We start from the raw sequence: 22,748 nt of genomic DNA on the forward strand, positions 1-22,748 counted from the left end.
CGCGAATCGCTGATTCACGGGTTCGATGCGACTACGCTTCGTCGAACAGCTCCTCACCGTCGATCATGTGTTCTTCGACCGCATCGAGATCGAGCGTCAGCCCGAGGCCCGGCTCCTCGGGTACGTCGATCGAGCCGTCAGCGATGACCGATTCCTCGACGAGGTCCTCCCACCACCCGAGCTGGTAGGAGTGGTACTCGACCGCGAGCGAGTTGGGAATCGCCGCGCCGACGTGCGCGCTCGCCATCGTCGCCACCGGCGAGGAGACGTTGTGCATCGCCACCGGGACGTAGTAGGTGTCGGCGAGGTCCGCGATCTTCCTGGTCTCGCGCATCCCGCCGACCTTCGGGAGGTCGGGCGCGACCACGTCGACGGCCTGCTCTTCGAGGAGCCGGCGGTGGCCGTGCTTGCGGTAGACGTTCTCGCCGGCGGTGATCGGGACGGTCGTCGACTGGCTGACCTCGCGCTGGACGTCGTGGTTCTCCGGCGGCACCGGATCTTCGAGCCACCAGACGTCGTAGTCCTCGATTGCGCGCGCGATGCGCTTTGCGCTCCCGCCCGAAAACGCCCAGTGACAGTCGAAGGCGGCGTCGGCCCGACCGTCGAGACGTTCGGTCACCGCACGGACGATCTCGGCTTTGTGATCGATTTCGGCGTTCCGGAGGTGGCGATTCGCCCGATCCTTCTCGTGGCCCGAGGGAACGTCGAGATCGAACTTCAGCGCGTCGTAGCCCAGTTCTTCGACGACGCGCTCGGCCTCGTCGGCGTTCGCCTCGGGGTCTTCCTCCTCGCCGGCGTGACAGTCACAGTAGACCCGCACCTCGTCGCGGTACTTCCCACCCAGCAGCTGGTAGGCGGGGAGTTCGAGGATCTTCCCTGCGAGATCGTGGAGCGCGATCTCGATGCCCGAGATGGCGGTGACGACCGTGCCCTCGATCGAGCCCTCGCCCGACATCTTCTGAATCAGGTGCTCGTACAGCCGATCGAGATCGAGCGGGTTCTCCCCGACCACGAACGGCGTCATCCGATCGATGACCTCCGAGACCCCGGCCCCCCAGTAGGCCTCGCCGGTGCCGACGATCCCCGCATCGGTGTACACCCGTACGAGGGTCCACGGGAAGTTGCCGTCGACCATCGTGGTCTGGACGTCGGTGATCTCGACGTCGCGGCCGCCGCCGCGTTTCGCGCGAATCCCCATGGTTCCGGCCGAGAGGTCGCGCATCGTGTACTCGGCGTTCGGATCGTGGAGCTGTGTGTAGTCCACCGGCATACCCGATCCTTTACTCGCTCACTAATAAATCGTGAGGGGACGGATTCAGGTGGTGAATGCAAGCCCCAGGACTATTCCCGTTCGGTCAGAGTCGAAACTCGTGCAACCGTTACAGCTCGAAACGGTGGATATTCTGACCGGGACGGCGATCATCTTCGCCGTGAGCATGTTCGCCGGTGGGATCGGAAACTACCTCGGCATCCGGCTCGTCTCGGATCAACATCCCTCGTTCGTCCACGCTCTCGTCTCCTCGATACTCAGTGCGGCCGTGTGGGGCATTGTGAGCCTCGCGCTCAACGTCTACGATGTCGGCATCACGCCGTTCGCCGGCGCACTCGTCGCCCTCCTCATCTGGATCGTCGTGCTCTACCTCCGGTACTCCGGCGGGATCGTGAGTGCCGTTCCCGCGGCCCTCCTCGCGTGGGTGATCTCGATCATCGTTCTCTACGTGATCGCAGTCTATACGACCGTTCCCTTCGAGGCCATCGGAATCCCCGCAATCTGAGTCGTTTTCCACCGTCTTCCTCTCGCCGATCGCCGGTGGCTATCGTTCGCTGTCGGGAACTACGACGACTTTCCCGAATCCCTCGCGCTCTTCGAGCATCTCGTGGGCGCGGGCGGCTTCGCTCATCGGGAGCGTCTCGCGGATCTTCGGCTCGAACGTACCGTCCCACACCAGCGAGAGGACGTCGTCGACCTCGCCCAGCGAGGCCATCGTCGATCCCAGGATGTCGACTTGCTTCCAGAACACCCGATTGATGTTGGTCTCGGCTTTCGGCCCGGTGGTCGCCCCGCAGGTCACGAGCCGGCCGCCCTTGGCGAGACACTTGATCGAGTCCTCCCACGTCGCTGGCCCCACGTAGTCGACCACCACGTCCACCCCGCGGCCGTCGGTGGCCTCGCGCATCGCGGGCGCGAAGTCGGTCTCCTCGTAGTTGACGGTGTGGTCCGCGCCGCACTCGCGGGCGTACTCGAGTTTCTCGTCGGTGCTCGCGGTGGCGTACACCTCCGCGCCGACGTACTTCGCGATCTGGACCGCGGCGTGGCCCACGCCCCCGGACGCGCCGAGGACGAGAATCGACTCGCCGGGACCGAGGTCCGCCCGTGTGACCAGCATCCGCCACGCGGTCTGGAAGACGAGCGGCGCGGCGGCCGCGGTCTCCCAATCGACGCCCTCGGGGACCGGCACGAGGTTCTCGGCGGGGACGGCCGCCTGCTCGGAGTGGACCCCTTGAACGTGCTCGCCGATGATGTGGTAGCTCTCACAGAGCGAATGCTCGCCGTGGCGGCAGAACTCGCACTCTCCGCACGACCGGCCGGCGGTGACCGCGACTCGGTCGCCCGGTTCGACGCGGGTGACGTCCTCGCCGACTGCCTCGACCACGCCGGCGGCGTCCGATCCGGGAACGTGGGGCATGTCGAGGTCGACGCCCGGCAGTCCGCCGCGGGTGAACACGTCGAGGTGGTTCAGCGCGCCGGCTTTCACGTCGACGAGCGCCTCGTTCCGATCGGGTTCGGGATCGGGATACTCGCCGTACTCGATGACGTCACGGTCGCCGTGCTCGGTGAACTGGACGGCCTGCATGGGGCGTGGTGGGCGCGACGCCCGGATAGCGGTTTCGATGGCGGAGATCGACGCCCACGACCGCCACGCGGACGACCCCGATCGGCGATTCCGTGAGCAACGTACTCATGCGGAGAGTCCGGGCGGTAGCCTCAATCGATTCCTCGCTCAGGATCCATCCGGGGACGAGGTGACCAATGTCAGACTGCCCGATCTGCAAAACGACCGAGAACGTCCGGCCGAGCTGGACCACCGGCTACCAGCGCCGGTGCAACGAGTGTGGCGTCCTGTTCAACGATCACGGTGCGAGAGCCACGCTGTAACGCCGTCGCGTCGCCACTGTAAGCCACCCTGTCGCTTCCGTCGAGTTCGTTGCCCATGCGGCCGCGCATCGTACTGCGGCCGTATCGTATCTTCTCAAAAACGTGCGCTCCGATCACCGGTACTCCGTGGGTACGTATCACAACGGATCGGTACAGAAACTCCGGGCACAATCGCTATCCACCAGTCGTCGACAGCTTCCAGCAGAGACTACAATGAGAAACTACGCAGGCGGGCGGGGACCGGTGCTCGCGCGGTTCGCACGACCGACCGGTCGCTCGACCACGTTCGCCGTGGTCGCGGACCCGCACGTGACCGCGACCGCCGAGGGGACGTGGAAAGTCTTCCATCGGACCGTGGCGCGCTTCCGGACCGCGCTCGACAACGCAGACCGGCTCGACGTCGACGCGGTCGTCGCGACCGGTGACCTCACGAAGGACGGAACCCCCGCGGAGTTCGAGCGGGTGGACGCGCTATTGGCCGATCGCGACGTGCCGTTCGTCGCCGTTCCGGGGAACCACGACGTCCCGAAGGCGGCCGACGAACACGACACGCCACCGGTCGAGCGGTTCGTGAGACAGTACTCGCCCGGCAGGCTCCCTACGGTCGTGCGGATCGGCGGCGTCGATCTCGTCATGCTCGACAGCGCCACCGCTCCCGACGGATCACTCGTCGACACGCACGAGGGGGCGCTCTCGGCGGCCCAGCTGGAGTGGCTCGACACGACGCTCGCCGAGGTCGAGTCACCGGTCGTCGTCACTCACCATCCGGTCGGAGCGATCTCCGAGGGGATCGATGCGCTCGCCCCGAGTTCGCACTACCGACTCCGAAACGCCGACGCGGTCGCCGACGTCCTCGCTACCCACGACGCTCCGCTCGTGGTTTCGGGGCACGTCCACTGGCCCGCGGTGGTCGATACGGGGACGGCTCGTCAGGTGATCGCGCCGGCGACGTGTTCGTTCCCTCAGGCGGCGCTGCTGGTCCACGTCGAGCCTCGGGGAACCACCGTCTCGTTGCTCCCGCTCGCCGATCGACGAGGGCTCGAAGAGGCGCACCGGCACGCACGACGAGGCGGCGACCGCGCCGCAGCGTTCGTTGCCACCGCCGACGACGGCTATTTTCGGGAGTTGCCGCTGATCGACGAGGCGACCGACGCGACCGCGTTGCGGCCGCGCGATCCGCCGGTTCGTCCGCCGTCCTGACGACTCTAGCCAACGAAATCAGTGCGGCTTGGGGTTCAGGTGGTCGGGAACGAACCAGCGACGGACCACGATCCCGATCGTCCCGCCGATCAGACCGGCGAAGGCGTACATCGGCGCGAGCAGGCAGACCGCGAGCAGTGCGAAAAACGGCGAATAGAACAGGAAGGCGGTCCCGCTCGCGGCAAACCAGACCACGAACGAGGTGATCCCGAGCAGCAGCGAGAGCACGGCGATCCCGAAGCAGCCGGCGCGGAGCCCTGCCGACGCGCCGTCGTAGACGTTGGTGCCGAGAGCGAACCCGGCGGCGAACCCGCCGGCAGCGCCACCGAAATGACCGGCGACACCGAGATCGATCCCCTGGCTGCCGGCGTAGAGCATCGCGAGCGCGTACATCGTCGTCGTGACCGCTCCGACTGCGGCGACCCACCACGGTCGACCCACGAGATCCGTCACGATCTCGTGTCGCGTGTGACGCCAGTTCATGTCGTATAACTCACACCGGAACGTAATAAAACCTCGCGACCATCACGTGGCTGAACTAACGTCGCCGACGGACGAACGGAGATACCGGATAGAGCGGGATCGTCCTCTCACAGCGTCAGGACGACCGCCGCTGCGAGCGATCCGGTGAGGAGGATGCCGCTCCAGAGTGCGACTCGTGTGGCGAACTGCCGACTTGGGCCGGCGGCGGTCAGCGCGGCCTTGACACCGATGCTCGACGCCGTAGCGAGCAGGACGGCGATCACGGCGGTCTCGTAGCCGAGACTTCCTGTCCGATAGAGCGAGACGGTCGAGGCGGTCGCGCCGGCCGAGGAAACCAGTCCCGAGAGGACGGCGGTGACGTAGAAGCCGACCTCGCCGAACTGAGCTTGGGCGAACCCGCCGGCGAGGACCACCACTGCGAACATCGCGCCGAACGCGAGCACGTTCCGGAGCGAGAAGGGACTGTCGAGATCCATCGTCACCTGTTCGTCCCAGTCGGCGGTGACGGCCGCGATCGCGACGCTTCCAACGACGACGATCGCGAGCGGGACGACTGCGCCGACGAGCACGTTCGGGAGGGTGAACGCGAGCACGATCGCGAGGTTCCGCAGTGCCATCGCCGCGTCCGCGAGCAACACGGCGGCGACGGCGTAGGAGGTCATGGTCGGGCGCTGCCGAACCGAATCCAGCATCGTCCCGACCACGGCAGTCGAGGAGGCCAACCCCCCGAAAAAGCCCGTGACGGCGATCCCCCGGCCCCCATACGTTCTGACGATCGCGTAGTTCACGATTCCGATGGCGGCGACCGCGACCACCATCAGCCACACCACTCGGGGTTCGATCGCAACCGCGAGTTCGCCCGAGCCGATCGTGACGTCGCCGGTCGGCAGCAGCGGGTAGATCACGAACGCGAGAATGGCGAACTCGGTGGTCGAGCGGAGCTCCTCGCGCGAGAGCCCGCCCGCAAAACTGTGGAGTTCGCGCTTCAGTACGAGGAGAAGCGAGGACAGGACGGCGACGGTCACGCCCTCGATGACGTAGCCGGCGGCGGTCAGCGCACCGACGCCGTAGGCCACCAGCATCGAGACCGAGGTCGTGAGCGAGAGTCCGAGGTCCTCGTCCCGGAGGCCCTGCACCGCGAGCACCGCTCCCTGGACGATGACGAGCAGACCGCCGATCGCCAGCAGCCCCTCGCGATCGAGGGTGGTGAACACCGCGCCGAGCAGCGTGATGAGCGAGAACGTCCGGATGCCCGCGGGCTTGTCCGACCACTCGCGTTCGAGACCGAGAAACAGCCCGAGCGCGCCCGCGAGCGCGATCCTCGCGACGGGACTGTCGAGCGAGACGGCCACTTGAGCGACGAGGCTCACGCTTCGGCGTTCCTCCGCCGGCGTATAAACGTCCGTCGGCCTGTCGCTCGGCTTCAGCATTGTCGTGATCATCGCTGCACCGCCGCTCGCCCACGACAGCCGTCACGCTTATTACTGGATAGTATAACCTAGTTATCGATGGCACGAGCCCGAACGCAGCTTCGATCCGCCCGCGAGGGCACGATCACCCCGGCGATGGAGCGGGTGGCCGAGCGCGAGAACCGCGATCCCGAGTTCGTCCGCGAGCAGGTGGCCGCGGGCGAGGCAGTGATCCCGGCGAACCACGCCCACGAGGGCCTCGATCCGATGATCATCGGCCACGAGTTCGCCACGAAGGTCAACGCCAACATCGGCAACAGCGAGACCACGAGCGACCGCACCGAGGAACTCAGAAAACTCCACGCGGCGGTCCACTACGGCGCGGACACCGTGATGGACCTGAGCACCGGCGAGGATCTCGACACGATCCGCGAGGCGAACGTCGATCATTCGCCGGTGCCCATCGGAACGGTACCGATCTACGAGGCGGTCAAGCGTGCGGAGAGCCCCGAGGAGATCACTCACGAACTCCTGCTCAACGTGATCGAAAAGCAGGCCGAGCAGGGCGTCGACTACATGACGATCCACGCGGGCGTCCTGATGGAACATCTCCCGCTGACCGACGGCCGGGTGACGGGAATCGTCTCGCGTGGTGGCTCGATTCTCGCCCAGTGGATGGAGGAGAACGCGATGCAGAATCCTCTCTACACCGAGTTCGAGGCAATCTGTGAGATTTTCGCCGAGCACGACGTCACGTTCAGCCTCGGCGACGGCCTCCGCCCCGGAAGTTTGGCGGACGCGAGCGACGAGGCCCAGTTCGCCGAGTTGGATACACTCGGCGAACTCACCCGGACCGCGTGGGATCACGGGGTCCAGGTCATGGTTGAGGGGCCGGGCCACGTGCCGATGGACCAGATCCGGGACAACGTTGAGCGCCAGCAGGAGGTCTGTGACGGCGCGCCGTTCTACGTGCTCGGGCCGCTGGTGACCGACGTCGCACCGGGCTACGACCACATCACGAGCGCGATCGGCGCGACCGAGGCCGCCCGCGCGGGGGCGGCGATGCTCTGCTACGTCACGCCCAAGGAACACCTCGGACTGCCCGACGCCGAGGACGTTCGGGAGGGCCTCGCAGCCTACCGGATCGCGGCCCACGCCGGCGACGTAGCGAACGGGCTGCCCGGCGCGCGCGACTGGGACGACGCGCTCTCGCAGGCTCGGTACAACTTCGACTGGCGTGAGCAGTTCGATCTCGTGCTCGATCCCGATCGCGCCCGGAGCTCGCACGATCAGACTCTGCCGGGTGACAACTACAAGGAGGCACGCTTCTGCTCGATGTGTGGCGTCGAGTTCTGTTCGATGCGGATCGATCAGGATGCACGCGACGCCGACGGCGAGATGGGTGCGCTCGATGCGGGCGTCGATCTCGACGCCTCGCCGGCTGCGGCGGTCAACCTCCCGCCAGTGGGAACCCACGACACCAGCGCGGTGCCGGAGCTACCTGATCTCGATGGGGCGGTCCATAGCGACGGCGAGCCGGCGGACGACTGATTCACTGTCACTTTCGTTCTCCAACGTCGGCTGTCGCTTCGAGTGAGACACGCCGGATGACAGCATATGCAGCCACAACCCTTAGAAGCGGTAGAGAGTGTGTTACTGTTCTATGACGGAGACTCCAGAAACGAGTCCGATCGAGGAGCGCGACGAGAACGACCGAGAACTGGAAGAGCGCAGGGCGGACGAAACGGAAGCGCCGGTGGCCGATGGGCCACGGGCCGCCGACTTCGAGACGGTGACGGCGGAGCTGGCCGACGCGTTCGATATCGACGGCCGACGGGGCGAGACGATCACCGATCTCCGGACGACCGAGACCGACGACGGACGTCAGGTCGTCGCGACCGTCGAGAAATCCCGGTCGACGATGGTCACTCACCGTCTCGACGACGCGAAACGGAGCGGAAAGCGCGTGGGTGGCGGTGCGGCGATCCTCGCGTTTCTGGCCGGCGTGGCGTACGCAGTGTTCGCCGCACGACGACTGCTCGGGAGCGATGGCGACGAGACTCGTGAGGACGAGACGCCGCCCGAGGAGATCTCACTCGACGAGTAGCGGTCGACGCCCGTAGTGCTCACATTCGTGGACGAAACGCCCGGACGACTGCCGACCGACAGCGTATAAGTCGCCAGCGGTCGTTGTCGCGCCATGACGATCTACACGGGCCGGGGCGACGAGGGTCAGACCGATCTCCGGACGATGGATCGCGTCTCGAAGGCCAGTCCACGAATCGAGGCCTACGGGACGGTGGACGAAGTGAATGCGACTGTCGGGCGAGTCCGACCGACGGGTTACGACGATGTGGACGAGCAGCTCCGCGCGATCCAGAACCACCTCCATATCGTGCAGGCCGACTTCGCGAACCCCGACCCGGACACCGAGGACCCGCAGATGACCGCCGAGCGCACGGACCGTCTGGAGGAGTGGATGGACGCCTACGACGACGAACTCGAACCCCTCCAGTCGTTCATCCTCCCCGGCGGTGGCGACGCGGGCGCGCGCCTCCACCACGCCCGGGCGGTCTGCCGGCGGGCCGAGCGCCGCGCGGTCGCGCTCGCGAGCGAGGAGGAAATCAACGAGGCCGCGGTGGTTTACCTGAACCGCCTCTCGGACGCGCTGTTCACCCTGGCGCGCGTGGTGAACCAGCGCGACGGGGTGGCAGAGGAAGCGCCCGAGTACTGAAGACAACGTTTATACTTCGAGGTCGGGAACTGATGGATGCGGGTCGGTGATCTAGGCCGGTTATGATACCTCCTTCACACGGAGGAAGTCGGCGGTTCAAATCCGCCCCGACCCACTTCTGACGGCGCGACACGACGAGCGAAGCGAGGAGCCTGTGCTGCCAGAAATGGTCACGAAGGATTTGAGTCCGCAGAACCAGGGAGCAAAGGGCTACTTCCGGTCTTCATTGTCGGAGATATCATAATAATAGTCGGTGTGTAGAGCTTGCTCCCACCGGAGGAGACACAGAAGATTCAATATAATAAAGAATTGACCTAGTGGCTTTTCTTCTCCGTGATAGAGCCCATTCCGCCAATTCTGAATCACTCCATATGCCTGATCTGGTCCAGCACCTTCGCTGAAAGCAGCAACTTCGTGCCTAAAGTCTACTAAAATGTCTGAAAAACTACTCCGCACAACCTCTCTTTCTACGTGGAGCAATAATGCGCCAATGCTGCTAACATAGGTATCTTCGTCCTCACTATATGTATAATATTCCTCACCCTGACTAAGTCGTCGGATTCGTCCCTCTGGCTTCAGACGACCATCAAAACAGATATCTTCTCGTGATATTTCCTTCAAGAATGCTTCCAGCGAAGCGTACACTAAATAGTTGGCTAACAAGTGTGAGTTTGCACCGAGAAATGACTCCTCTTCTGGAGCGGACATTATACAACTAAGGACGGTAGACATCTTAACCATTTGATCAAAGTATTGCGTTCCTTCTGACCCTCTGGGGCGGACTTGTCTATAACTCTCTCGCCAGTATTCACGGTGATCTTCAGTAATCTTGGCTTGCCCGACCCGAGTCAACGGAATAGCTAACTTCAGAAGTTTCTTTGGCGAAAGCTCACCAATATCCTCAACAGAATTATCAAAGGACAGAAGAACGTTGTCTGTCGGGAATTCGTTAGAATCGAAAACGGAGGAAACGCCATTCGTGATACCCCATTTCAAGGGATAATCGACGCTCTCCTGATCTCCGATCCGAATCTCTAATCTCGAATCAGAGGGGTATCTTTGATGATAATTGTGGTACCGACGTTCAATCTCTTTCCACTCCATGATACTGATGACACTCGCATCAGTGTGTCTTTAATCGGCTCTGTAGTTTCGCTAGACGCGAAGGCTACGACTGCGTTATTGCCGTAGAAAGCGAAGAGACGGATTGGTTTGACATCCGAAATCCGTCTCTTCACGCGTGTTACGGTGGCTAAAGCTAAATCAGTTGTCGCTAATCCGAACGAACCCGCCGACCCCGAAGGGGGTGGCGGGTTCGCCGAATGGGCCATGCTCACGCTGCATGCACTTCGCATCGAACTAGGCAAATCCTACCGCGTCGCGGTGGATTTGCTCAGCGAGATGCCGGGTGTCCTCAACGAAATCGGTCTCACGCGTCTCCCACACTACACCGTTCTCCGCACATGGTTTGAGCGGATTCCAACCGAGACCTGGCGTGCGTTTCTCGGCGCGTCAGCCGAGAAACGCACTGGCCATGCTGCCATCGATTCGACCGGCTTTGACCGTGACCAGCCCAGCCGCCACTACGCCAACCGCACCCACTACCGCGTCCGGGCGCTGAAAGTCACCGCTCTCGTGGATGTCCAAACGCTGTATATCACCGACATCCACTCGACCACCTCGAAGAAACACGACGCGAAGATCGGCCCGCAGGTCGCCCGGCGCAACGCCGGCGACCTGCGGAGCCTCGCAGCCGATCGAGGCTATGACGCGAAAGCCTTCCGCGACGAACTTCGTGAAAACGGCATCAGACCGCTGATCAAGCATAGGATCATGAACCCACTCGATCACGCCCATAACGCCCGCATGGACGGTGATCGATACCACCAGCGTTCCATGTCAGAAACCGTCTTCTCGTCAATCAANGCCCATAACGCCCGCATGGACGGTGATCGATACCACCAGCGTTCCATGTCAGAAACCGTCTTCTCGTCAATCAAGCGCACGCTCGGCGCAGCCGTGCGTGCGCGAAGCTGGTGGTTGGAGTTCCGTGAAATGCTGCTGAAAGCCACCGTCTACAACCTCCGACGGAGCGTCCGATACACGTGAAATCAACCGCCGTGTACCGAAACTACAGAGCCCTTTAATCCAATGAACCAACATTCCTTCGAGCGAACCGTTGAGTTCGCCGGCTTGTGGTTGCCACCACCATCGCTCATCGAACGTTTGCACGATACGTCGTGCTCCGGTATGACTTCGATGACCGGGACTACGACGAGGGGTCTCCCGACTCCTCGATTCGCTGCTCGTATTTCTCCAGACTGGCGTCGAGCGCTTCGCTGGCGTCGATACCGGCCGAGTTCCCCATCTGGAGGGCCGTGAAGAGGACGTCCCCGAACTCGTCGGCAGTCACGGTTATCTCGCCTGGCGAATCCCCGTACTCTGCGGATTCGATGGCGTCTTCCGCTATTTCGCCGATCTCCTCGACCAGGTTCAGCAGTCGGAACTCGGTACTCATGTCGAGATCGTGTTCGTCCACGAACGTGGCGACTTTCTGTTGTTCGTCCATGAACCCCTCGACAGCGGCGAGCGACAAGAATTCAGGGGGTTCGAGCCGGTGTCCGGGTGGACGGTTTCTCGACGGAAACCTCGCCCCGTTCCAGGGGCCGTCTTCACTCTGCTCCCGGAAGTACGGGTATCTTGGTTACAGCAGCTCTTCGACGTTGTCGGCCACTTCCTCGGGCGTGTCGCCGACCGGGACGCCGGCCTCCGAGAGCGCCTCGATCTTGCTCTCAGCGGTGCCGGCTCCCGACCCGCTCACGATGGCTCCGGCGTGGCCCATCCGCTTGCCGGGCGGGGCAGTCCGGCCCGCGATGAACCCCGCTACGGGGGTGTCCATGTTCGCATCGATGTATTCGGCGGCTTCCTCCTCGTCGCTACCGCCGATCTCACCGCACATCACGATCGCGTCGGTCGCTGGATCGTCCTCGAACAGCGAGAGGGCGTCCACGAAGTCCGTTCCAATAATGGGATCGCCGCCGATCCCGATGGCGGTGGTCTGGCCCAGGCCGCGGTCGGTGAGGTTGTCGACGACCTGGTAGGTCAGCGTGCCCGATCGGGAGATCAGGCCGACGTTGCCCGACGAGAAGATGTTCCCCGGCAGGATGCCGAGCTTCGCCTCGCCCGGCGTGATGACGCCGGGGCAGTTCGGCCCGATGAGGTGGGTGTCGGTCTCGGAGAGGCGCTTGTACACCTTCGCCATGTCCTGAGCCGGAATGCCCTCGGTAATCGCCACCACCAGATCGACAGGAGAGTCGAGTGCCTCGAAGAGGGCGTCGGCCGCGAACGCGGGCGGGACGAGCACCACGGAGGCGTCGGCGTTCTCGGCTTCTGCGGCCCGACTCACCGTATCGTACACCGGCACACCGTGGACCTCTTCACCGCCGCGACCCGGGACCGCGCCGGCCACCACGTTCGTGCCGTACTCGATCATCTGGCCCGCGTGGAACTCGCCCTCGCCGCCGGTGATCCCCTGGACGACAACACGGGTATCGTCGTCGACGAGCACGCTCATCGGCTCTCACCTCCGGCGTGCTCGACGGCTTTCTGTACTGCGCCTTCGAGCGTCTCCTCCACGTCGAGTGCGTCTGTATTCAAGATCTCCATGCCCTCCTCCGCGTTGGTGCCCGCCAGCCGCACCACGATTGGCTTCGGGAGTTCGTCGAACTGTGCGATCGCGTCGTTGATCCCCTGGGCGACCTCGTCGCCGCGGGTGATCCCGCCGAAGATATTGAACACCACGCTGTCGACGTTCTCGTCGGAAAACACCATGTCGAGTGCGTTCGCCACGCGCTCGGCCTTCGCGCCGCCGCCGATGTCGAGGAAGTTCGCGGGCGCGCCGCCGTAGTAGTCCACCAGATCGAGCGTGGTCATCACGAGACCCGCGCCGTTACCGATGATCCCGACGTTGCCCTCCAGACGGACGTAGTCGAAGCCGTACTCGTTGGCCTTCGCCTCCAGATCGTCCTCGGCAGCCGCTTCCTCCATCTCGGCGAGGTCGGGGTGGCGAAAGAGCGCGTCGTCGTCGATGTTCATGACCGCGTCCGCACAGATCACCTCGCGGTCGCTCGTCACCATCACGGGGTTCACTTCGGTGTCCTCCGCGTCACTGTCCTCCCAGAGGTCGTACAGCGTCGAGAGCACGCCCGCGACGTCGCTGGCGACGTCATCCTCGACGCCGGCGTCGTACACCGCGCGCCGGGCCTGGTAGGGATGGAGCCCGAACGCAGGATCGACGTGCTCGCGCGCGATCGCCTCGGGGCTCTCCTCGGCGACTTCCTCGATGTTCACGCCGCCCTCCGAGGAGACCATCGCCACCGGCTTGCCCTCGCCGCGGTCCATCGTCACGCCGACGTAGAGCTCGTCGACGAAATCGACCGCGGCCTCGACCAGCACGCGATCGACGGTGTAGCCCTTGAGATCCATTCCGAGAATGGAATCGGCGGCCTCGCGAGCCTCGTCGTCGCTTTCGGCGAGTTCGATGCCGCCGGCCTTGCCGCGGCCGCCGACGTGGACCTGGGCCTTCACTGCGACGGGATACCCGATCGACTCGGCCGCCGCGAGCACCTCGTCGGTGCTCTCGGCCAGCTCGGCGTCCGGCGTCGGCAGTCCGGCCTCGGCGAAGACCTCCTTTGCCTGATACTCGTGAAGTCGCATCGCTTCGAGAGGGGGGTGCCGGCCGCTTAAATCCCGCCGATTCACTCCTCGATGTCGGCGTACAGCCGCACCAACCCACACTCGGGGCAGAGATGGGCAGCGGTACCGGTGTGCTCGTCGATACCGATCCGATCGAGCAGCCCGCCATCCCGATCGGTTTTCACGAACACGTCGTACTGGCCGCCGGCCGTGAGCTTCGTTTCCGTCATCGACACGTCACAGTCCGGACATCGCCGCTCGTTCATGCGGATCTCTCCAGTCCGCCGTTAGTTAAAATCGGTGTCAGAGCACGTCCGGCGAGTCGGCGATCACGCCGTCGACGCCCGCCCGGCGGAGGCGCTCGATGGCGATCGAGGTGTCGATGGTCCAGACGTTCACGTCCATCCCCGCGTCGTGGGCGCGGTCGATCGCGTCAGTTAGGAGCCAGTGGCCCCAATGGGGGTGGATATACGCACAGTCGAGCGCGAGCGCGTCGTCGAAGTCTTCATCGGCTCGGAGGCCGAAGAGGTAGGCGAGTTCCACAGTAGGGTCGTCGGTTTCGAGCGCGTCGAGCGTCGGCGCATCGAACGAGGAGACGATTACCTCGTTTTCCACTGTGGAGGCTGCCGCGGCCGCTTCGGTGGCGATACCGTGCTCCTTGCAGTCGATCACGATTCCGGTGTCTCCGGGGATCGCGTCGGCAGCGTCCGCGAGCGTCGGCACGCCGGTTCCCGTGTCGAGCACGTCGAGATCGGCGAGTTCGGCCGCCGAGAGTTCGTCGACCCGGCCGGTGGCGTCGGTGACTCGATCGACGGTCTCGTCGTGGATCACCACGAGTTCGCCCGAGCCACACCGCCGGACGTCGAGTTCGATCATGTCCGCGTTCGGGACCGCACGCTCGATCGCGACGAGCGTGTTCTCCGGATGACAATCCGCAAAACCCCGGTGGGCGATCAGCCGCATCGATTCCCGTTCCGGGTGCGGGAGCCAAAGACCTGCCGGAAGCAGGCCGGTGACGGAAGCGAGCCCGTGGTGGAGGCGGACCGCTCGGGAGTAGATTTTTGCTGTGCCTCGGTGACTGTCCGGTATGCGTGCCGTTCGCTTCCACGAATACGGCGGTCCCGACGTACTGACAGTCGACGAGATCGACCGACCCGATCCGGCAGGCCACGAGGTTCTGGTCGAGGTCCAGGCTGCCGGTGTCAACCCCGTCGACACCTACTTCCGCGAGGGATCGTACGAACCGTTCGAGCTACCGATGACGCCTGGGGTCGATCTCGCCGGCGAAATCGCTGCCGTCGGCGAGTACGTGGACGGGTTCGACGAGGGTGATCCCGTCTACGCCACCGGCCTCGGCCGGAACCACCACGGCGGCTACGCCGAGTACGCGACCGTTCCCGAGGACCGGATCGTCCGTCTTCCCGACGGGGTCGACGCGACCGCGGCCGGCGGCGCGGGCGTCGCCGCCGTCACCGCGTGGCGCGCGCTGATCGACCACGCGGGGCTCGAACCGGGCGAGACTTGCCTCGTCCATGGCGGTTCCGGCGGCGTGGGCCACGCCGCGGTCCAACTGGCCGCTGCAACCGGCGCACACGTTGTCACGACCGCCGCGCCGGAGTACCACGACCGGCTGCACGAACTCGGTGCGGACACAGTGTACGATTACTCGCGTGATGATCTCGCCGCCGTCGTCCGCGAAGCGAGCGCCGAGGGGGCCGGCGCTACCGGCGAGGGTGTCGACGTGATCCTCGACCACCGTCTCGACGACTACCTCCAGTTCGACGCCGAGGTCGCCGCGACGGGCGCGCGGGTGGTCGGCATCGGCGAGAACGATCCCGCGGTGGGGCTCGAAAACGACGGCGTCGCCCGAAGCAAGGACGTCAGCTACCAGTTCATGAGCATGTTCAACACGCCCGATCTCCGGGTGGGACTCCGTCGCATCGCCTACCTCATGGCCGAGGACGATCTGACGATCGACGTGGCGAGAGAGTACGGGCTCGACGAGGCTGACGAGGCCCAACGCGCCGTCTTGGAGGACAGCTTCCTCGGTAAACTCGTGCTCGTTCCCTGAGTCGGGATTGCGTTTATACGCCTTCGCCGCCTCCATCGAGTCATGTCGACCGACTTCGACCTCGGCGATCGAGTCGTACTCGTCACCGGTGCGAGCGGCGCGCTCGGCAGCGGGATCTGTGAGCGCTTTCAGGAGGCTGGCGCGACCGTCTGTGCGACCGATCTCGTTGCGCCCGACGACGATGACTCGCTGCTCGACGCCGACGACGTGGATTTCTACGAGGCCGATTTCACCGACGAGGCCGACGTCGAGCGCGTCGTCGAGGCGGTCGTCGACGCCCATGGAGAACTCGACGCGCTCTGTAACATTGCCGGAACGTGGCGCGGCGGCCAGCCGATCGACGAGACCGACACTGACGAGTTCGGAACGGTGTTCGACGTCAACCTGAAGACGATGTTCCTCGGCTCGAAGCACGCCATTCCCCATCTTCGCGAGTCCGACGGCGCGATCGTCTCGGTATCGGCGAAATCCTCGCTCGACGGTGGCGAGGGCGACGGTCCCTACCGCGCGGCGAAGGCTGGTGTCCGGCTGCTGACCGAAACGATCGCCGAAGAGAACCGAGGCGAACTGCGCGCGAACGCGATCATGCCGAAGGTGATCGACACGCCCGCGAACCGCGACATGCTGCCCGACGCCGACCACGAGTCCTGGCCCACCCCTGCGGAGATCGCCGAGGTCGTGCTGTTCCTGTGTAGCGACGCCGCCGGTGTCACGAGCGGTGCGGCGGTCCCTGTGTATGGGGAAGCGTAACGGGACACATGGCAACAAACGATTCGCGGAGTTTTTGAACCGGGACGCGAAATCCCGCCAGTCATGGCAGAACGCGAAACCTGGGCGACGAGACTCGGCTTCCTCCTCGCGGCGATCGGTAGTGCAGTGGGGTTGGGCAATATCTGGCGTTTTCCGTTTCAGACCTCGGCGAACGGTGGCTCGGCGTTCCTGATCGTTTACCTCCTCGCGGTGTTGGTGATCGGGCTGCCGGCGATCCTCGCGGAGTTCGTGATCGGCCGGCGGGCGAACACCAGTGCGATCGGGGCCTTCCGGAAGCTCGGCCGGCCGAGGTGGTGGTTCGTCGGCGCGGTCGGCGTGATCGCGGCCTTCTGGACCCTCTCGTACTACAGCGTGATCGGCGGATGGGTGATCCGATACATCGGCGGCAGCGTCACCGGCAGCGCGCTCGCCGCGCCCGAGGGGTACTTCGGGGCGATCTCTGTAGGACTGTCCTCGATCGGCACCCACGCGGTCTTCATGCTGATCACGATCGGAATCGTCGCGCTCGGGATCGAGGACGGTATCGAACTCGCGACGAAGGTGATGGTTCCCGCGATCGTCGTCATGCTGGTCGGGCTCGCGGTGTTCGCGGCGACGCTGCCCGGCGCAGGCGGGGGCTACGCTTTCTTCCTCGACCCCGACTTCGATGCCGTGATTTCGAACCTCGGAAGCGTGCTCCCCGCGGCGTTCGGTCAGGCACTGTTCAGCCTCTCGCTCGGGTTCAGCGTGATGATCACCTACGCCTCCTACCTCGGTGAGGACGACAGCCTCCCGGTCGACGGGTTCTCGATCGCGGTCTCGAACACCGCCATCGGCGTGCTCGCCGGGCTCGTGGTGCTCCCGTTGCTGTTCGCCCAGGGGATCGAAGCCGGCGGGGGTGGTCCCGGGGCGGTATTCGTTGCCATCCCGACCGCGCTTGCGGAGCTGCCCGGCGGCGGGCTGGTGGGTCAGGCGGTCGGGGTCGTCTTCTTCGGCGTCATTCTGATCGCGGCACTCTCGTCGGCGATCAGCCTGCTCGAAGCCGTCGTCGCCTACCTCGTCGACAACTACGGGTTCTCTCGACTTCCGACTGCGGCGGGACTCGGTGGAGTCATCTTCGTCCTCGGGATCCCCTCGGCGTACGACACCGCGTGGCTCAGCTGGTTCGACGGGATCGGCGTCACGCTTCTCCTCCCGCTCGCCGTGCTGCTTGCGGTGCTGTTCGTCGGCTGGGTGCTCGGCCGCGATGCGATCGACGAGCTCCGGACGGGATCGACGGGCGGCTCGCTCGCACCGATCTGGCTCTGGTGGCTCCGGACGGTGGTCCTCGCGGTGGTGGTGGTGGTCGTCCTGCTCAACTTCAACGACCTGTTCCTCACGCCCGAGGCGGGCGATTACTACATCGTCCCCGGACCGCTCCGATAGCTTCGCTCGGGCATCACGACCGCTCCGCGTCGTCCACCGGAATCCCTTTTCGGATGCCCTGCCACCGGCCCGTATGCACGGTGCCGAGGGCGTGAAACCATGACGGACGATCACGAGGATCCGATCGAGGAGCTCCGGGCACGGAAGCGCGCCGCCGAACTCGGCGGCGGCGAGGAGCGCATCGAGTCCCAGCACGAGAAGGGGAAGATGACCGCGCGCGAGCGGATCGACTACTTCCTCGACGACGACACCTTCCACGAGTTCGATCAGCTCCGAACCCACCGGAGCACGAACTTCGACATGGAGGAGCGAAAGATTCCGGGCGACGGCGTCGTCACAGGATATGGCGACGTCGACGGCCGGACGGTGTTCGTCTTCGCCCACGACTTCACGGTGTTTGGTGGATCATTGGGCGAGGTGTTCGCCCAGAAGGTCTGCAAGGTGATGGACGAGGCGATGGAGGTCGGCGCGCCGATCATCGGCCTGAACGATTCGGCGGGCGCACGCATCCAGGAGGGGATCGACTCCTTGGCCGGGTACGCCGAGGTGTTCCACCGAAACCAGCAGGCCTCGGGGGTCGTCCCCCAGATCTCGGCGATCATGGGGCCCTGCGCCGGCGGTGCGGTCTACTCGCCCGCCATCACGGATTTCATCTTCATGGTCGAGGAGACTTCTCACATGTTCATCACCGGTCCGGACGTGATCGAGACCGTCACCGGTGAGGAGGTCTCCTTCGAGGAGCTCGGTGGCGCGTCGACTCATACCGGCGAGAGCGGCGTCGCCCACTTCTCTGAGGCCGACGAGAAGCAGGCACTCGACGATATCCGGCGGCTGCTCTCGTATCTCCCCCAGAACAACGTCGAGGACCCGCCGCGCGTCGACCCGTGGGACGATCCCGACCGCCAGGACGACGAACTCAAAGATCTCGTTCCCGACGCACCCAGAAAGCCCTACGACATCACCGCCGTTATCGAGCGGATCGTCGACGAGGGGTCGTTCTTCTCGGTCGCGGATTCCTACGCTCGCAACCTCGTGACCGCGTTCGCGCGGCTCGACGGCCGGCCAGTGGGCGTGGTCGCGAACCAGCCCCGAGTCAACGCCGGTACGCTGGATATCGACGCCTCGCTCAAGGGATCGCGGTTCGTCCGGTTCTGTGATGCGTTCAACATCCCGCTCGTGACGTTCGTCGACGTGCCTGGCTTCATGCCCGGCACCGACCAGGAGAAAGGCGGGATCATCAAACACGGCGCAAAACTCCTGTATGCGTACTCTGAGGCCACGGTTCCCCTCCTCACCGTTATCACCAGAAAGGCCTACGGCGGCGCGTACGACGTGATGGCGTCGAAACACATCGAGGCCGACGTGAACTACGCGTGGCCCACCGCCGAAATCGCGGTGATGGGGCCCCAGGGTGCGGTCAACGTGCTCTACGACGACGAACTCGACGCGGCCGACGACACCGAGGCCCGCCGGGAGGAGCTGATCGACGAGTACCGAGACACTTTCGCGAACCCCTACACGGCGGCCGAGCGCGGGTTCGTCGACGACGTGATCGAACCCCACACCACCCGCCCGATCCTGATCGACGACCTCGAAATGCTGTCGAACAAGCGAAAGACCGGTCCCGACCGGAAACACGGGAACATTCCGCTGTAATGGCAACCGATCAATCCGCCGACGGACGGGATCGGATGGCGGAACTCGCGGCTGCGATCCCCGACGACGCCGACTCGGGCGAGGCTGCCGCGATCGCCGCGGCGCTCGGGGCGCATCTCCGCGACGAGGCCGCCGCGGCCGCCGAGGCAGCGACGGACGAGGAACCATCGTGGGAGGGGGATCGATGGCGGTTCGCGGGGCGCGTCTCGCAGTTGCAACACCGCGACGTGCGCGTTCCGCTCGACGCGCCGACCGATCCGTGGGCCGCCGCCGGACGGACCAACCGTCTGTAGTGCGGTCGAACGCGGTCGAGCGGTGACGAGGGCCGCCTGCCGCTGCTGCCATTACGGCCGGAACCGCGGTTTCTTTGAGGGGACATGACGAACCGGCAGCAAATGTGCCGTCGCCACACCGAACGGTCGGACGAGTCGTACCTGCACTCACCACCGATGCCCATTGGGAAATGTGATCGCTCACAGCTCGCGTGGACTGACCGCTATCCGTTTGCCGACCAATGACATCGCCGAATCGGTCGGCCGCCACTTCGTCGCGCCGTCGATTCCTCTCACTCACCGCGGTCGGCACGTTTGCTGGCGTCGGCGGGCTCGCAGGTGCCGAGGCCCAATCCCAACCCGAGGTCATCCGGCTCGGTGGCGAGGTCGCCGGCTGGCAGGGCCGTGCGCCCGAGCCGATTACGGGCGAAACCAACCCCACGCTGGACCTCGAACCGGAGACCGACTACCGCGTGGTCTGGGAGAATCTGGATGGGATAGGGCACAACTTCGCACTACTCGATTCCGAGGAAAACGTGCTCGAACGCACTGAGGTGATGAGCGAGGAGGGCGACACCCAATCCTTCGAGTTCACCGCGCGCGAGGAAATGGCGGAGTACGTCTGCGAGCCACACATCACCTCGATGCAGGGCTCGATCAGCTTCGGTGGCGGAGCGGGCGAGGGAACAACTCGAACGACGAGCGAGGACGACGATTCCGAGTCGTTCATCCCAACGGGGGCGACGGTGCGCGTCGAGACGGTCGCCGACGGCGACCTCGCTGCGCCGCTCGATTTCGAGATCGCCGCGGAGCAGCGGGATCGACAGTTCGTCGTCGACCGGGCCGGCCAGGTGTACGTCAACGAACCCGACGGCCTCCGCGAGGAGCCGTTCGTCGACGTGAGCGACCGGCTGGCCGAGATCACCGGCGAGATGGGGCTACTGGGTCTCGCCTTTCATCCCGATTTCGACGAAAATCGCCGGTTCTACCTGCGCTACAGCGCACCACGACGCGAAGACACTCCTGAGAACTTCGATCACACCGAGGTGCTCTCGGCCTTTCGAGCGAGTGAGGACTTGGAGCGGGGCCTCCCCGACTCCGAACGGACGCTTCTCGAAATCCCGTCGCCGTACGACACCCACAACTCCGGCGCGATCACGTTCGGTCCCGACGGGTATCTCTACGTGGGAATGGGCGACGGTGGCGGTGGCCACGACCGAGGGATTGGCCACGTCGCGGACTGGTACGAGCGCTTCGACGGCGGCAGCGGACCTGACGTGGCCGGAAACGGCCAGGACGTTACCGAGAACCTCCTGGGATCGATTCTCCGGATCGACGTCGACGGCGAGGAGGGGGACACGCCCTACGCGATCCCCGACGACAACCCCCTCGTCGGCGAGGACGGCTTCGACGAGCAGTATGCGTGGGGGTTTCGCAACCCGTGGCGAATGGGATTTTCGAACGGGAGGCTGTTCGTGGCCGACGTCGGCCAGAAGGGGTTTGAGGAGGTCAGCGTCGTCGAGAGCGGTGGCAACTACGGCTGGAACGTCCGTGAAGGAACTCACTGTTTCGAACCGGGTCCCGAGGGCAGCAAGACGCCACCCGAAGAGTGTCCCGAACGGACCCCGCCCGATGTCCGTGGTGGCGAACCACTGATCGATCCGGTCATCGAGTACCCGCACAGCTACGAGGATCGAGGCGTCGGCTCGGCGGTCATCGGCGGCTACGTCTACGAGAACGACACGATCGGGTCTCTTGAGGGCAAGTACGTTTTCGGCGACTATCGGAAACCGGTGGAGACCGACGAGCCGACCGGGTCGCTGTTCGCCGCCACACCGACCGACGACGGACTCTGGGACCTCGAGGAACTCGTGGTCGAGAACACCGAGAGCGGTCTGCTCGGTAGTTTCGTCCTCGCGTTCGGACGAGACGACGCTGGCGACCTCTACGTGCTCACGACTGACGACCCAGGTGCCGAGAACGAAAGCGGCGCGGTCCATCGTATCCGCCAGTCAGCGACGTCCACGCAGGCCCCGACCACAACCACGAACACCACAAATACGCCCTCCGAAGCCACAGGTGTGAACACGAGTGGAGGGACCAGTACGATGGCTGTCCAAACGCCGAGACGAACCTCCGCCGCGACGACCACGACGGACGCGATCGCGACAAACACGACGAGCAGCGAGACGAGCGATCCGGGAACCGACCGAACGAGTACGACGGCGGCCGGCGCGAACACCGCGGAAGCGACCGCTGGGACGAGCGGATCATCGGGTCCTGGCTTCGGCGTGCTCGCCGGTCTCGCCGGACTCGCGGGCGTCGCTGTACACCGTCTCATGGGGCGCGACGACACGTAGTCGCCCGCCGTTGCCCGTATCCGCTGACCGTGGCGACGGTCAGTTCCAACGGACTGTGAGGATGTGTCCTTCCAAGCCGTGATGATTGGTACGCTTCGCACGATCTCGTCTGGTCGCCAAGGACGTCACGCTCACCGCGATCGTGCGTCGCCTGCTCGCCCCGTCGAAAACCGGCTTCACAGCGGCTCGAACCGCGGGCGGATCGGCGATCCGGGATGGAAGGTCGCGCCGAGATCGACGCCAACGTCGTCGTGGTCGCGCCGGTCGCCAGGCTCACCGACCGCCAGCGCGAGGTCGTGGCGACGGCCGCAGAGCTGGGCTACTACGACGTCCCACGGACGGCCACGCTGGCCGACGTCGCCACGGTTCTCGGTGTTGCGGCGTCGACGGTCTCCGATCACCTCCGAAAGGCCGAGAGCGCGATGATGAGTAGCGTCGCCGAACCGCCTTCGTCGACCAGTCCGTCGACCCGTAGCGCGCGGTCGGTCGACGACTCCGAACCGAAGGTATGAGTAGGGCGACCGCGGAACCCCACT

Annotated in this window: 24 protein-coding genes and 1 tRNA gene; 15 read left to right on the forward strand and 10 right to left on the reverse strand. The window is 64.9% G+C overall.

Features of this window, described 5'->3' with window-relative positions:
• Positions 1 to 31: 31 nt before the first annotated feature.
• A complete protein-coding gene (locus tag C449_RS05225; RefSeq protein ID WP_006076921.1) occupies positions 32 to 1,270 on the reverse strand; it encodes a mandelate racemase/muconate lactonizing enzyme family protein in 1,239 nt (412 codons plus the stop codon).
• Positions 1,271 to 1,370: 100 nt separating this feature from the next.
• Between C449_RS05225 and C449_RS05230 the strand changes: the two genes are divergently transcribed.
• Positions 1,371 to 1,775, forward strand: a complete 405-nt coding sequence (locus tag C449_RS05230; RefSeq protein ID WP_006076922.1) for a hypothetical protein — start codon at positions 1,371 to 1,373, stop codon at positions 1,773 to 1,775.
• Between the two features lie 39 nt (positions 1,776 to 1,814).
• On the opposite strand, the gene C449_RS05235 is transcribed toward C449_RS05230, so the two are convergent.
• Positions 1,815 to 2,855 (reverse strand): zinc-binding dehydrogenase, encoded by a 1,041-nt coding sequence (locus C449_RS05235; RefSeq protein ID WP_006076923.1) that lies wholly within the window; start codon positions 2,853 to 2,855, stop codon positions 1,815 to 1,817.
• Between the two features lie 176 nt (positions 2,856 to 3,031).
• On the opposite strand from C449_RS05235, the gene C449_RS18820 reads away from it, so the two are divergent.
• Together C449_RS18820 and C449_RS05245 are read left to right on the forward strand one after the other, a co-directional pair.
• The gene (locus C449_RS18820; protein ID WP_275039164.1) at positions 3,032 to 3,157 is read left to right on the forward strand and encodes a hypothetical protein; all 126 of its coding nucleotides are present in this window, start codon (positions 3,032 to 3,034) and stop codon (positions 3,155 to 3,157) included.
• Between the two features lie 213 nt (positions 3,158 to 3,370).
• On the forward strand, positions 3,371 to 4,357 hold the full coding sequence (locus tag C449_RS05245; RefSeq protein ID WP_006076925.1) for a metallophosphoesterase family protein: 987 nt from the start codon (positions 3,371 to 3,373) through the stop codon (positions 4,355 to 4,357).
• A gap of 18 nt (positions 4,358 to 4,375) precedes the next feature.
• On the opposite strand, the gene C449_RS05250 is transcribed toward C449_RS05245, so the two are convergent.
• Positions 4,376 to 4,840: a hypothetical protein gene (locus tag C449_RS05250; protein WP_006076926.1), complete on the reverse strand. Its 465-nt coding sequence runs from the start codon at positions 4,838 to 4,840 to the stop codon at positions 4,376 to 4,378.
• 107 nt (positions 4,841 to 4,947) lie between these two features.
• A complete protein-coding gene (locus C449_RS05255; protein WP_049913927.1) occupies positions 4,948 to 6,210 on the reverse strand; it encodes an MgtC/SapB family protein in 1,263 nt (420 codons plus the stop codon).
• A gap of 138 nt (positions 6,211 to 6,348) precedes the next feature.
• Here C449_RS05255 and thiC point away from each other — a divergent pair, with 138 nt between their 5' ends.
• The 4 genes from thiC to C449_RS05275 all read left to right on the forward strand — a co-directional run bounded on the left by thiC (position 6,349) and on the right by C449_RS05275 (position 9,098).
• Complete coding sequence (thiC, locus tag C449_RS05260) at positions 6,349 to 7,800, forward strand: phosphomethylpyrimidine synthase ThiC (RefSeq protein ID WP_049913910.1); 1,452 nt, start codon at positions 6,349 to 6,351, stop codon at positions 7,798 to 7,800.
• A gap of 112 nt (positions 7,801 to 7,912) precedes the next feature.
• Complete coding sequence (locus C449_RS05265; RefSeq protein ID WP_006076929.1) at positions 7,913 to 8,356, forward strand: hypothetical protein; 444 nt, start codon at positions 7,913 to 7,915, stop codon at positions 8,354 to 8,356.
• A 93-nt stretch (positions 8,357 to 8,449) separates the two neighbouring features.
• Positions 8,450 to 8,983 carry a cob(I)yrinic acid a,c-diamide adenosyltransferase gene (locus tag C449_RS05270; RefSeq protein WP_006076930.1) on the forward strand — a complete coding sequence of 178 codons (534 nt, stop codon included), beginning with the start codon at positions 8,450 to 8,452 and terminating at the stop codon, positions 8,981 to 8,983.
• Positions 8,984 to 9,023: 40 nt separating this feature from the next.
• Positions 9,024 to 9,098: transfer RNA gene (locus C449_RS05275), tRNA-Val, on the forward strand.
• 95 nt (positions 9,099 to 9,193) lie between these two features.
• Here C449_RS05275 and C449_RS17735 read toward each other — a convergent pair.
• Complete coding sequence (locus tag C449_RS17735) at positions 9,194 to 10,087, reverse strand: hypothetical protein (RefSeq protein WP_152415657.1); 894 nt, start codon at positions 10,085 to 10,087, stop codon at positions 9,194 to 9,196.
• 108 nt (positions 10,088 to 10,195) lie between these two features.
• On the opposite strand from C449_RS17735, the gene C449_RS05280 reads away from it, so the two are divergent.
• A complete protein-coding gene (locus C449_RS05280; protein WP_080504899.1) occupies positions 10,196 to 11,092 on the forward strand; it encodes an IS5 family transposase in 897 nt (298 codons plus the stop codon).
• A gap of 160 nt (positions 11,093 to 11,252) precedes the next feature.
• Here the strand turns inward: C449_RS05280 and C449_RS05285 are convergent, their stop codons facing one another.
• The 5 genes from C449_RS05285 to C449_RS05305 all read right to left on the reverse strand — a co-directional run bounded on the left by C449_RS05285 (position 11,253) and on the right by C449_RS05305 (position 14,641).
• A complete protein-coding gene (locus C449_RS05285; RefSeq protein ID WP_049913911.1) occupies positions 11,253 to 11,552 on the reverse strand; it encodes a MazG nucleotide pyrophosphohydrolase domain-containing protein in 300 nt (99 codons plus the stop codon).
• Positions 11,553 to 11,687: 135 nt separating this feature from the next.
• Positions 11,688 to 12,557 carry a succinate--CoA ligase subunit alpha gene (gene sucD / locus C449_RS05290; RefSeq protein ID WP_006076933.1) on the reverse strand — a complete coding sequence of 290 codons (870 nt, stop codon included), beginning with the start codon at positions 12,555 to 12,557 and terminating at the stop codon, positions 11,688 to 11,690.
• Entirely contained in the window at positions 12,554 to 13,699 is a 1,146-nt protein-coding gene (sucC, locus tag C449_RS05295; protein WP_006076934.1) for an ADP-forming succinate--CoA ligase subunit beta, read from the reverse strand. Before sucC ends, sucD begins: the two co-directional genes overlap by 4 nt.
• Positions 13,700 to 13,740: 41 nt before the next feature.
• Positions 13,741 to 13,944, reverse strand: coding sequence for a hypothetical protein (locus C449_RS05300; RefSeq protein WP_006076935.1), 204 nt, complete (start codon positions 13,942 to 13,944; stop codon positions 13,741 to 13,743).
• A 37-nt stretch (positions 13,945 to 13,981) separates the two neighbouring features.
• Positions 13,982 to 14,641, reverse strand: coding sequence for a glycerophosphodiester phosphodiesterase (locus C449_RS05305; protein ID WP_006076936.1), 660 nt, complete (start codon positions 14,639 to 14,641; stop codon positions 13,982 to 13,984).
• 124 nt (positions 14,642 to 14,765) lie between these two features.
• Here C449_RS05305 and C449_RS05310 point away from each other — a divergent pair, with 124 nt between their 5' ends.
• The 7 genes from C449_RS05310 to C449_RS05340 all read left to right on the forward strand — a co-directional run bounded on the left by C449_RS05310 (position 14,766) and on the right by C449_RS05340 (position 22,724).
• Positions 14,766 to 15,749 carry an NADPH:quinone reductase gene (locus C449_RS05310; RefSeq protein WP_006076937.1) on the forward strand — a complete coding sequence of 328 codons (984 nt, stop codon included), beginning with the start codon at positions 14,766 to 14,768 and terminating at the stop codon, positions 15,747 to 15,749.
• Positions 15,750 to 15,791: 42 nt separating this feature from the next.
• Positions 15,792 to 16,499 carry an SDR family oxidoreductase gene (locus tag C449_RS05315; RefSeq protein WP_006076938.1) on the forward strand — a complete coding sequence of 236 codons (708 nt, stop codon included), beginning with the start codon at positions 15,792 to 15,794 and terminating at the stop codon, positions 16,497 to 16,499.
• Positions 16,500 to 16,562: 63 nt separating this feature from the next.
• On the forward strand, positions 16,563 to 17,924 hold the full coding sequence (locus C449_RS05320) for a sodium-dependent transporter (RefSeq protein WP_006076939.1): 1,362 nt from the start codon (positions 16,563 to 16,565) through the stop codon (positions 17,922 to 17,924).
• Between the two features lie 99 nt (positions 17,925 to 18,023).
• Complete coding sequence (locus C449_RS05325) at positions 18,024 to 19,580, forward strand: acyl-CoA carboxylase subunit beta (RefSeq protein ID WP_006076940.1); 1,557 nt, start codon at positions 18,024 to 18,026, stop codon at positions 19,578 to 19,580.
• The gene (locus C449_RS05330; RefSeq protein WP_006076941.1) at positions 19,580 to 19,873 is read left to right on the forward strand and encodes a hypothetical protein; all 294 of its coding nucleotides are present in this window, start codon (positions 19,580 to 19,582) and stop codon (positions 19,871 to 19,873) included. Before C449_RS05325 ends, C449_RS05330 begins: the two co-directional genes overlap by 1 nt.
• 221 nt (positions 19,874 to 20,094) lie before the next feature.
• On the forward strand, positions 20,095 to 22,212 hold the full coding sequence (locus C449_RS05335; RefSeq protein ID WP_006076942.1) for a PQQ-dependent sugar dehydrogenase: 2,118 nt from the start codon (positions 20,095 to 20,097) through the stop codon (positions 22,210 to 22,212).
• Between the two features lie 215 nt (positions 22,213 to 22,427).
• On the forward strand, positions 22,428 to 22,724 hold the full coding sequence (locus tag C449_RS05340) for a helix-turn-helix domain-containing protein (protein WP_006076943.1): 297 nt from the start codon (positions 22,428 to 22,430) through the stop codon (positions 22,722 to 22,724).
• The last annotated feature ends 24 nt before the right edge of the window (positions 22,725 to 22,748 follow it).

The sequence above is a fragment of the Halococcus saccharolyticus DSM 5350 genome (genome assembly GCF_000336915.1).
GTDB lineage: Archaea > Halobacteriota > Halobacteria > Halobacteriales > Halococcaceae > Halococcus > Halococcus saccharolyticus.